This is a genomic window from Streptomyces sp. NPDC002577, assembly GCF_053594815.1.
Window position 1 is genome coordinate 1 of sequence record NZ_JBSFWK010000109.1, and the last position, 1289, is coordinate 1289.

The 1289-nt window shown below is 72.1% G+C and carries 1 protein-coding gene; it reads right to left on the bottom strand.

The window, feature by feature from the left end; all coding sequences use genetic code 11:
* Positions 1-1289: ATP-binding protein (locus tag ACWD4J_RS44100; protein ID WP_451401196.1), on the bottom strand; the 1289-nt coding region annotated here is incomplete at both ends.

The window sequence follows — 1289 nt, forward strand, 5'->3', positions numbered from 1 at the left end:
GGCTGCTCCATCTTCATGGCCTCCAGGACGACGACGAGGTCGCCTTCCTTGACCTCCTGGCCCTCCTCGACCGCCACCTTCACGATCGTGCCCTGCATGGGCGAGGCGAGCGTGTCACCGGAGGCGACCGGACCGGACTTCTTCGCCGCGCGGCGCTTGGGCTTGGCGCCCGCCGCGAGGCCGGTGCGGGCCAGGGACATGCCCAGCGAGGCGGGCAGGGAGACCTCGAGACGCTTGCCGCCGACCTCGACGACGACGGTCTCGCGGCCCGACTCCTCCTCGGCCTCCGCGTCGGCGGGGGCAGCGAAGGGCTTGATCTCGTTGACGAACTCGGTCTCGATCCAGCGGGTGTGGACCGTGAACGGGTCGGCCGAGCCGGTCAGTTCGGGGCCGAAGGCCGGGTCGGTGACGACAGCGCGGTGGAAGGGGATGGCGGTGGCCATGCCCTCGACCTGGAACTCGGCCAGCGCGCGGGCGGCGCGCTGCAGGGCCTGCTGCCGGGTGGCGCCGGTGATGATCAGCTTGGCGAGGAGCGAGTCCCACGCCGGGCCGATGACCGAGCCGGACTCCACGCCCGCGTCCAGGCGGACACCGGGGCCGGTGGGCGGCGTGAAGGTGGTGACGGTGCCGGGGGCGGGCAGGAAGCCCCGGCCCGGGTCCTCGCCGTTGATGCGGAACTCGAACGAGTGACCGCGCAGCGGCGGGTCGTCGTAGCCGAGCTTCTCGCCGTCCGCGATACGGAACATCTCGCGGACCAGGTCGATGCCGGTGACCTCCTCGGTGACCGGGTGCTCGACCTGCAGGCGGGTGTTGACCTCGAGGAAGGAGATCGTGCCGTCGTTGCCGACGAGGAACTCCACGGTGCCGGCGCCGACGTAGCCGGCCTCCTTGAGGATGGCCTTGGAGGCGGCGTACAGCTGCCGGTTCTGGTCCTCGGTGAGGAACGGCGCGGGGGCCTCCTCGACGAGTTTTTGGTGGCGGCGCTGCAGGGAGCAGTCACGGGTGGAGACCACGACGACGTTGCCGTGGCTGTCGGCCAGGCACTGGGTCTCGACGTGGCGCGGCTTGTCGAGGTAGCGCTCGACGAAGCACTCGCCGCGGCCGAAGGCGGCGACCGCCTCGCGGACGGCGGAGTCGTACAGCTCGGGGACTTCCTCGAGGGTGCGGGCGACCTTCAGGCCGCGGCCGCCGCCGCCGAAGGCGGCCTTGATCGCGATCGGCAGGCCGTGCTCCTCGGCGAAGGCGACGACCTCGTCCGCCCCGGAGACCGGGTCGGGGGTGCCGGCGAC